Source organism: Embleya sp. NPDC025285 (assembly GCF_055558835.1).
Genome location: NZ_JBVHLU010000199.1, coordinates 1 through 9,512 on the forward strand (window position 1 = coordinate 1; position 9,512 = coordinate 9,512).

Consider the following 9,512-nt stretch of genomic DNA (forward strand, 5'->3'; position numbering starts at 1 on the left):
GCGACACCCCGAACACCGCGTCCTCGGCCGGGTCCTCGAAATCGATCACCTCGCCACCCGAACGCATCGGCGCCAACGCACCCAACGCGACACCACCATCGGCATCACGCTTGAAATAGATGTTGAAGAACGCCAGGAACCGATGCCAGGCCACACCCATACTCGGGTTCAGCCCGATCGTCACCGCCCAGGCGCCGGTCGCGGTGAGCTTGATCATCGCGGTCAGGTAGACCAGGTTCTCCAGCGTGGACTCGCCCAGGTCCTGGAAGGCCAGGCTGAGCGGGTACGACGCGAAGAAGCCCGCCTCGTAGTGGTCCACCCCGAGCAGGGCGGCCTCCAGGGCGCGCAGCGTCAGGATCGCGAGGCCGATCACCAGGATCGTCCACTCGACGTAGTACGCCTGCCACGACACCGAGCCGGCGAAGCGCGACTTGCGGCCCGGGCGCGAGGGCAGGCTCAGCTGCCGGATGACCATCAGCACCACGATGCCGACGAACGTGGCGAGCGCGATGAACTCGGTGAACAGCTCGTACGGCAGCCAATCGCCGATGAGCGGGAACACCCAGTGCGCGTCGAAGAGCTGCACGATGGCGGTGATGATGGTCAGGCCGAGGGTCAGGAAGCCGACGGCCACGAACCAGTGGGCCACGCCGACGACGCCCCACTTGAGCATTCGGGTGTGGCCGAGGAACTCCCGGCCGAGGGTCGCGGTGCGCTGCGCGGGCTGTCCGGTTCGGCTGCCGTCCGGCTGGCCTACCTGGACGAAGCGGTAGATATGCGCGACGGCGCGCGCCGCGAGCGCGGCGCCGACCACCAAGGTGACCAGCGAGATCACGATCGCTGCGAGCTGCATGGGCGTTCGGCTCCTCCGGTGGGACGTCCCTTCCGGGGCGTGTATCGGCCGACAGCGTACGGCCGTGCGGGCATCTTACCCGCTGGTAACTTAACCACTGCGTCGATGATATCTGTCACGCTGGACGCTACCGGCTTCGCGGGTTTTGTCCGCTTCATCCGGTGCTAGGCGATCTTGTCGTGCCGCGCATGGCGCACCATCCTCGGCGCACCGCGTGACCGGAGCCGACCCGACCGAACCCCCGACGTGTGACGCACCGTCAGATAACTCCGCATGCATGCTGCCATGCCGAAGCGCCGGGACCCGCAACAGGTCCCGGCGCCGTGGCATTCGTGGCCGACTCGGCCCCGAACCCGCTCGTCAGAGCGTCTTCGCCGGCACCCGCTCCTGCGGCTGCACCACCAGCGTGTCGCTCGCCTCGTCCAGGTCGACCACGACCGTGTCGCCGTCGTCGATCTCGCCGGCGAGCAGCGCCCGGGCCAGCTTGTCGCCGATGGCGGTCTGGATCAGCCGGCGCAGCGGCCGCGCGCCGTACGCCGGGTCGTACCCGGTCAGCGCGAGCCACTCGCGGGCCGCGTCGGTCACCGTCAGGGTGATCCGGCGGTCCTTGAGCCGGGCGCCGAGCCGATCGACCTGGAGTCCGACGATGTGTGCGAGTTCCGCCGTGCCGAGCGCGTCGAAGAGCACGATGTCGTCGAGCCGGTTGAGGAATTCCGGCTTGAACGCGTTGCGAACCACGTCCATCACCAGGTTCTGCTGCTGCTCCCGGGACAGCGCCGGGTCGACCAGGTACTGGGACCCCAGGTTCGAGGTCAGGATCAGCACCACGTTGCGGAAGTCCACCGTGCGGCCCTGGCCGTCGGTCAGCCGCCCGTCGTCGAGCACCTGGAGCAGGACGTCGAAGACCTCGGGATGGGCCTTCTCCACCTCGTCCAGGAGCACCACCGAGTACGGCCGGCGGCGGACCGCCTCGGTCAACTGGCCGCCCTCCTCGTAGCCCACGTAGCCGGGCGGCGCGCCGACCAGGCGGGCGACCGAGTGCTTCTCCGCGTACTCCGACATGTCGATCCGCACCATCGCGCGCTCGTCGTCGAAGAGGAAGTCGGCGAGCGACTTGGCCAACTCGGTCTTGCCCACACCGGTCGGGCCCAGGAAGAGGAAGGAGCCGGTCGGGCGGTCCGGGTCGGCGATGCCGGAGCGGGCCCGGCGTACCGCGTCGGAGACCGTCGCCACGGCCGCCTTCTGGCCGATCAGCCGGCGACCCAGCTCGTCCTCCATCCGCAGCAGCTTGCCACGCTCGCCCTCCAGGAGGCGGCCGGAGGGGATGCCGGTCCAGGACGAGACCACGTCGGCGACGTCGTCCGGGCCGACCTCCTCCTTGACCATCGCGGTGCCGTGCGTGCCCCGGTCGCCCTCGGTCGCGGCGGCCTCGGCCAGCTCGCGCTCCAGGGTCGGGATCTGGCCGTACATCAGCTTCGAGGCGGTCTCGAAGTCGCCGTCCCGCTGGGCCCGCTCGGCCTCGCCGCGGGCCGCGTCCAGGCGTTCCTTGAGCTCGCCGACCCGGTTCAGGCCGGCCTTCTCCTGCTGCCAGCGCGCGGTCAGCCCGCTGAGTTGCTCCTGCTTGTCCGCGAGGTCCTTGCGCAGTCGCTCCAGCCGGTCCCGGCTGGCCGCGTCGGTCTCCTTGGCCAGCGCCATCTCCTCCATCCGCAGCCGGTCCACCGAGCGCTGGAGTTCGTCGATCTCGACGGGGGAGGAGTCGATCTCCATCCGCAGCCGCGACGCCGCCTCGTCGACCAGGTCGATCGCCTTGTCGGGGAGGAAGCGCGCGGTGATGTAGCGGTCGGAGAGGGTGGCCGCGGCGACCAGGGCCGAGTCGGCGATCTGCACCTTGTGGTGCGCCTCGTACCGGCTCTTGAGGCCGCGCAGGATCGCGATGGTGTCCTCGACGCTGGGCTCGCCGACGAACACCTGCTGGAACCGGCGCTCCAGCGCGGGGTCCTTCTCGATGTGCTTGCGGTACTCGTCCAGCGTGGTCGCGCCGACCAGGCGCAGTTCGCCGCGCGCGAGCATCGGCTTGAGCATGTTGCCCGCGTCCATCGAACTGTCGCCGGTCGCGCCCGCGCCCACCACGGTGTGCAGTTCGTCGATGAAGGTGACGACCTGGCCGTCGCTGGACTTGATCTCGTTCAGGACCGCCTTCAGCCGCTCCTCGAACTCGCCGCGATACTTCGCGCCCGCGACCATCGCGCCCAGGTCGAGCGCGATCAGCCGCTTGTCGCGCAGCGACTCGGGCACGTCGCCGGCCACGATCCGCCTGGCCAGGCCCTCGACGACGGCGGTCTTGCCGACGCCGGGCTCACCGATCAGGACCGGGTTGTTCTTGGTCCGGCGGGACAACACCTGGACCACCCGGCGGATCTCCGAGTCGCGGCCGATCACCGGGTCCAGCTTGCCGTCGCGGGCCTCCTCGGTCAGGTCGCGGCCGTACTTCTCCAGGGCCTGATAGGTACTCTCCGGGTCCTGGGAGGTGACCCGGGCGCTGCCGCGCACCGCCTTGAAGGAGTCGAGCAGCGCCTGCGGCGTGGCGCCCGCGTCGCGCAGCGCCTCGGCGACCGGACCGGAGCGGCCGGACGCGAGACCGACCAGGACGTGCTCCGTGGACACGAACGTGTCGCCGAGCTTGTCGGCCTGCTTCTCCGCCTCGTCGAGCGCGAGCATCGTCTCGCGGGCGAGCTGCGGAGCGGCCACCGTTGAGCCGGACGCGCTCGGCAGGCGATCGGAAATCTGGACGGCCGCGACCTTCAGGAGCGGCACGTCCACACCGGCCGCGCCCAGCAGCGGGACCGCGGTCCCCTCGGGCTGTTCGAGCAGGGCGAGCAGCAGATGCGCGGGCTCCACCTGGGGGTGTCCCGCCGCGGAAGCCTTGCGGATGGCGACCGAAAGGGCCTCTTGGGCCTTGGTGGTGAGCTTCTGTGCATCCATGTGAGGTGTGCGACTCCTTCGCTTCGGGCACGCGATGTCACGGCCATCATTCCGTCCGTGTCGTGTCCGTATGGCACCCGAACGGTCCTTTGACTGTGGCAACCACAACTAAGTTGAGTCTATTCCACTCAACCGTGCGTCGCTCCGGATGCCTAGACTGCGGACATGCCAGATGTGTCCGGTGCCCTCGAAACACTCGACGCGCTCGCGGATGCGGCGGTACGGCTGATTCCGGCGGCGCCCGGGGCCGATCGGGTCGTGCTCGGCCTCGCCGGTCCGCCGGGTGCCGGGAAGTCCACGCTCGCCGGCCGCCTGGTGCGCGCGATCGAACAGCGGGTCGGCGTCGGTACCGCCGCCTATGTGCCGCTCGACGGGTTCCACCTCTCGAACGTGCAGCTCAAGCGGATCGGCCGACTGCACCGCAAGGGCGCCGTGGACACGTTCGACGTGTGGGGCTACGCGACCACGCTGGCCCGTGTGGTGCACGAGGTGGACCGGGACGTGTACGTGCCGGACTACGACCGCTCGCTGCACGAGCCGGTCGCGGCGCGGCACGTGGTCCGCCCCGGCACCCGGATCGTGGTGACCGAGGGCAACTACCTGGCACTGGACGCTCCCGGCTGGACCGACGCCTACTGCCTGATGACCGAGGTCTGGTACGTGCACGCCTCGGACCGGGTCCGCGACGAGCGGCTGACCAGGCGCCAGCGCCGGGGCGGTCGCAGCGTCGGCGAGGCGATGGCCTGGGTCGCCGGCAGCGACCGTCCCAACGGCGAACTGGTCAAGCGCTCCAAGTCACGCTGCGCCCGCGTGGTGACGGTGGTCTGGTAGACCGCCGGACTCGGCGGACCCGCCTGCTCTACGTGAGCCACGCCGGCGTCGGCACCAGCAGTTCCACGTTGCGGTCCTCGATCCGACCGCGCCGACCGTCCACCTTCGCGTCCGGGCGATCGCGCTCGTGCCAGTCGTTGCCCGCGAGTTCGCGGGCCAGCGCGGCCAGTGCGACCGGGGTGTCCAGCTTGCCGCCGTTGGACTCCGGCCCGGCCGAGTCGACGATGGTGCCGAAGACGGACAGTGTGCCGTTGCGGTTGTCCCCGATCTCCACGATCCGCGCCTGCGAGGGCCAGTCGATGTGCGACGCGGTGTTGACCTCCCAGAAGCCTCCGGGAGCGGCGAAGCCGGCCGGGCGCGGGTGCGGCTTCACGTGGTTGTCGTGGGTGTGCCCGTTCACCCACAGCACGACGTTCGGGAAGCGCAGCAGCAGCGACAAGACCTCGGGGCCCAGGATTCGCGCGGGCTGCCCCGGGGGCACCGTGCGGTTCACCATCGTCTCGATGGTGTGGTGGCTGAACAGCACGAACAGCTTGTCCTGGCCGGTGCCTTGGACCACCTTGCCCTGCTCGTCCAGGTAGCTGGAACTGCCCTTCATCAGGTGGTCCTGGAGCCACGCGAACTGGGTCGGGTCCAGGCAGCCGGAGTCCAGGCCGTACTGGTTCACCGTGTCCAGGACCAGGCAGCGCACCTGACCCTGGTCGAAGCTGTAGTACGCGGTCTTGGCGTCGATGTTCTGCTGGGTGAAGCCGTGGCCCTTGGGCAAGCCGGTGGTGTTGAAGTGCTCCTTGATCGTCTCCGCGCGGTCGATCAGCCGCCGGTCCGGGTCGGCGGTGACCTTGCGCTTGGGGCCCGACATCAGCGCGGCAAGCGCGTCCGGCTTGCCGCTCTGCAGTCCGACCGCGAGCGCGACGACGGTCTCCTTCGCGGATATGTCCAGCACCTTCTCGTCGCCGACCGCGACCTTGCCCAGCAATTCGTTGACCGGCAGGTTGCCCTGGACCAGCCCGTCGTGGTTGCCGTACGCGGTGTACCACGGGGTCTTCAGGCCGGTCGCCTCGAACGGACGCCGGCACGCGTCGAGCAGACCCGGCACGGTGGGGAAACCGAACTCGCGCCTGGGCAGGTCGTCCTTCTGTCCGGCCGGCGTGCCGTCCGGGTGCCAGTAGCGGTCGTTGTACGCGACCGCGTCCATCGGGCCCTCGTACTTGTTCCGGTCGCCCGAGTCGGGGGTGACCTTCTTGCCGCCGTCGAGCACGTCGATGTACCAACGCAGCTCGTTGAACTGGATGTTGTCGGTGTTGTCGCCCGTGCAGATGGTGAACGCCAGGGGTTGGCCCAGCGCCGGGCCCTTGCCGATCCGGTTGAGGGACTGCACCATCGCCTCGGCGATCTGCGCCGTCAGCACCTCCTGCGGGCGGTACGACGACTGGAACGGCAGCAGCTTGGCGAACGGCTGGTCCTTGTCGCTGTGCCGGTCCAGGAAGTCCACCCGCGCGGTCGACTGGGAGTCCTGGATGTGGATGTCCGTCAGTTGGGTGAAGGCCACCAGGGGTCGGCTCTTCGTCTTGTCGCCGGGACCGGCGCCGGGGGCCAACTCGTTGCGCAGCAGGTGCGGTTCGCCGGGGCCGGCGACCACCTTGCGGTAACCGCCCGGGCCGGGCGGGCCGAGCAGCAGGGTGCGCTCCAGGGTGGTGCCGGCCGCGCCTGCGGCGCCGCCCGAGGTCGGGGCGCCGGGCTTGGGCGCGTCGCTCGACTTGTTGACCGGCGACTCCTCGGCGTCGGTGCACGCCGCCGCTCCCAGCAGTGCCGCGCCCGCGGCCGAGTACTTCAGGACGTCCCGACGATTCGGCTTCATGCGGCGACCCTACTGACGCGTATTGAGCGGCATCAAGGATGTGCCGAGGCCACCCGAACGCCCGCCCCGCACGAAACGGCGGGCCCGACCCCCGCGAACGAGGCCGCGGCCCACACGGACGAAGGGGCGCGGCCGAAGCCCCGCCCCTCCCGGATCTCGTGCGGCCCGTGCGCCGGGCGTCAGTCGGTGCGCCCGCGCCTGGGCTTCCACACCACGAGCGCGGTGCCCGCCTGCGGCCGGACCGGGACCAGATCGCGTCGGTAGGACGCGTGTACGGCCGCCTCGCGCCGGGCGCTCGCGTCCGTCGCCTCGTGCAGCGCGTGCTCCAACTCGGCCACCCGCACGCTCAGCGCGAGCACCTGGTTCTCCAGCTCCAGGATCCGCTTGATCCCGGCGAGGTTGATGCCGGCCTCCTGGGAGAGCCGCTGCACCTCGCGCAACTGGACGATGTCGCGGGCGGAGTAGCGCCGCCCGCGACCGGCCGTGCGGTCCGGCGAGACCAGGCCGAGTCGGTCGTACTGGCGCAGCGTCTGTGGATGCAGGCCGGACAGTTGCGCGGCCACCGAGATCACGTAGACCGGAGAGGTCTCGTCGATCTCGTAGCCACGCCGCCCGCCGTCGCCGCCCAAGCCGCCCGGTCGCATGTCATGCCCCCTTCGCCGCGTCCAACAGATCGGCTCGGGGATCGTGCGCGACGGTCGCCTCGCGGAACGCCTCCAGCGCCTCGCGCGCCTTGTCGTTCAGCTGCTGTGGGACCGTCACCTCGACGGTGACCAGGAGGTCGCCCCGAGTGCCGTCCTTGCGTGCCGCACCGCGCCCGCGGACGCGCAGCGTGCGGCCGTTGCCCGTGCCCGCGGGGAGCTTGAGCGTGACCGGGATGCCGCCCAGGGTGGGCACGGTGACCTCCGCCCCCAGCACCGCCTCCGGAAAGGTGACCGGCACGGTGACGGTGAGGTTGTCGCCCTTGCGGCCGAATACGGAGTGCGTCTTGACGTGCACCACGACGTACAGGTCGCCGGAGGGGCCGCCGCGCTCGCCGGGAGCGCCCTTGCCCTTGAGCCGGATCCGCTGTCCGTCCTGAACCCCGGCCGGGATCCGGACCTGCATCGTGCGCGAACTCTTGGCCCGACCGCTGCCGTTGCACACGATGCACGGGTCGTCCACCAGCAGCCCGCGGCCCTTGCAGTCGCGGCACGGCTCGGAGAAGCCGAAGCCGCCCTGCGGACGGCTGACGTTGCCCGAACCCGCGCAGGTGGGACACATCCGCGGGGTGGTGCCCGCGGCCGCGCCCGTGCCGTTGCAGTGCCGACACGGCTCGGAGCTGGTCAGCCGGATCGGGACGGTCGCGCCGTCCACCGCGTCCGCGAAGCCGAGGGTGACCTCGGACTCCACGTCCGAGCCGCGTCGGGGCTGCTGCCGTCCGGTCTGCCGACCGCCGCCGAACAGCCCGCCGAAGATGTCGCCCAGGCCGCCGGTGTTGCCCGCGCCGCCCTGCTGGCCACCGAAGATGTCGCCGAGGTCGAAGGGGAAGCCGCCGGCCCCGCCCTGCCCGCCGCCGGGGCCGCGGAAGCCACCCCCGCTGCCGAACAGGGTCCGTGCCTCGTCGTACTCCTTGCGCCGCTTGTCGTCGGCGAGCACGTCGTAGGCTTCCGAGATCTCCTTGAACCGCTCCTCCGCCTTGGTGTCACCCTTGTTCTTGTCCGGGTGGAACTCGACGGCGAGCTTGCGGTAGGCCTTCTTGATCTCGGCGGTGCCGGCGTCCTTGGGGACGCCGAGCACCTTGTAGTAGTCCTTCTCCAGGTAGTCCTTCGTACTCATGCGCCCCTCGCCGATCGGGTCGGGGTGCCCTCGTGCTCCGAGCGCCCGTTTCCGGATCCACTCCACCCGCGCATCGGCGTCCCTCCTCTCCGCTTCTCGTTGTCTGGTTCCCGGTGACGGTTCAGCTTCCGGCCGCTTCGCCCGACTCCTCCGGACCGCCCTCGGCGTCCGCTGTGGGCTCCGCGACCGCCACCCGCGCCGGACGGATGATCCGCTCGCCGACCTGGTAGCCGGGCTGCAGGATCTCCACGCACGTGGGCTCGGTGACATCGGTCGCGTACGAGTGCAGCAGCGCCTCGTGCACCGTCGGGTCGAACGGGTCGCCCTTGGAACCGAAGCTCTGCAGCCCCATCTTGGCCACGATCGACTCCAACGACTCGGCGACCGACTTGAAGCCGCCCGCCAGTTCGCCGTGGTCCCGGGCCCGACCGATGTCGTCGAGCACCGGCAGCAGTTCGCTCAGCACCTTGATGGCGGCCAGTTCGCCCGCCACGTTGCGGTCCCGCTCGACGCGCTTGCGGTAGTTCGCGTACTCGGCCTGGAGCCGTTGCAGGTCGGCGGTGCGCTCACCGAGCTGGTTGCGCAGCTCGGCGGCCTCCGCCGCCCCGGGGGCCGGGGCCGCCGCCGAGGCGGCGGTCCCGGTTTCCGGCTTCGGCTCTGTCTCTTGGGCGTCGCCCGGGACGGCGCCGTGGTTCGAGCCGGTCCCTTCGGTCACGCAGCACCGCCCTTACGGTCCTCGTCGACGATCTCGGCGTCCACGACGTCGTCGTCGGCAGTGTTGCCCGCGCCGTCGCCGGGCGAACCGGCCGCGCCCTCGGTACCGGGCTGCGCGTTCGCGTACATCGCGGTGCCCAGCTTCTGGCTCGTGGTGCTGACCTTCTCCGCGGCGTCGCGGATCGCGGCCAGGTCCTCGCCCTTGAGCGCGTCCTTGAGCTCGGTGAGCGACGTCTCGACCTCGGTCTTGACGTCGGCGGGCACCTTGTCGCTGTTGTCCTTGATGAACTTCTCGGTGGTGTACACCAGTTGCTCGGCCTGGTTGCGGGTCTCCGCGGCCTCGCGACGCTGGTGGTCCTCCTCCGCGTGCGCCTCCGCCTCGCGCATCATCCGGTCGATGTCGTCCTTCGGCAGGCCCGAGCCGCCGGTGATGGTCATCGACTGCTCCTTGCCCGT

Annotated in this window: 7 protein-coding genes and 1 pseudogene; 1 reads left to right on the forward strand and 7 read right to left on the reverse strand. The window is 70.5% G+C overall.

Going from position 1 to position 9,512, the window contains the following annotated elements; genetic code table 11:
• Both ACZ4FV_RS50780 and clpB read right to left on the reverse strand, forming a co-directional pair.
• Positions 1-853, reverse strand: a pseudogene (locus ACZ4FV_RS50780) (Fe-S oxidoreductase); the annotation flags it as partial.
• 360 nt (positions 854-1,213) lie between these two features.
• Positions 1,214-3,835 (reverse strand): ATP-dependent chaperone ClpB, encoded by a 2,622-nt coding sequence (gene clpB / locus ACZ4FV_RS50785; protein ID WP_465328179.1) that lies wholly within the window; start codon positions 3,833-3,835, stop codon positions 1,214-1,216.
• A 165-nt stretch (positions 3,836-4,000) separates the two neighbouring features.
• Between clpB and ACZ4FV_RS50790 the strand changes: the two genes are divergently transcribed.
• Entirely contained in the window at positions 4,001-4,666 is a 666-nt protein-coding gene (locus ACZ4FV_RS50790; protein ID WP_402242616.1) for a nucleoside/nucleotide kinase family protein, read from the forward strand.
• 28 nt (positions 4,667-4,694) lie between these two features.
• Here the strand turns inward: ACZ4FV_RS50790 and ACZ4FV_RS50795 are convergent, their stop codons facing one another.
• The 5 genes from ACZ4FV_RS50795 to ACZ4FV_RS50815 all read right to left on the reverse strand — a co-directional run.
• Positions 4,695-6,524: a TIGR03767 family metallophosphoesterase gene (locus ACZ4FV_RS50795; RefSeq protein ID WP_395864699.1), complete on the reverse strand. Its 1,830-nt coding sequence runs from the start codon at positions 6,522-6,524 to the stop codon at positions 4,695-4,697.
• Between the two features lie 179 nt (positions 6,525-6,703).
• Complete coding sequence (locus tag ACZ4FV_RS50800; protein ID WP_395864697.1) at positions 6,704-7,168, reverse strand: heat shock protein transcriptional repressor HspR; 465 nt, start codon at positions 7,166-7,168, stop codon at positions 6,704-6,706.
• Between the two features lies 1 nt (position 7,169).
• Positions 7,170-8,342 carry a molecular chaperone DnaJ gene (dnaJ, locus tag ACZ4FV_RS50805; protein WP_395864695.1) on the reverse strand — a complete coding sequence of 391 codons (1,173 nt, stop codon included), beginning with the start codon at positions 8,340-8,342 and terminating at the stop codon, positions 7,170-7,172.
• Positions 8,343-8,463: 121 nt separating this feature from the next.
• The gene (gene grpE, locus ACZ4FV_RS50810; RefSeq protein WP_391589215.1) at positions 8,464-9,057 is read right to left on the reverse strand and encodes a nucleotide exchange factor GrpE; all 594 of its coding nucleotides are present in this window, start codon (positions 9,055-9,057) and stop codon (positions 8,464-8,466) included.
• Positions 9,054-9,512 (reverse strand): Hsp70 family protein (locus ACZ4FV_RS50815; protein WP_402242611.1); only part of this gene is annotated, 459 nt, incomplete at its 5' end. The genes grpE and ACZ4FV_RS50815, both read right to left, overlap by 4 nt.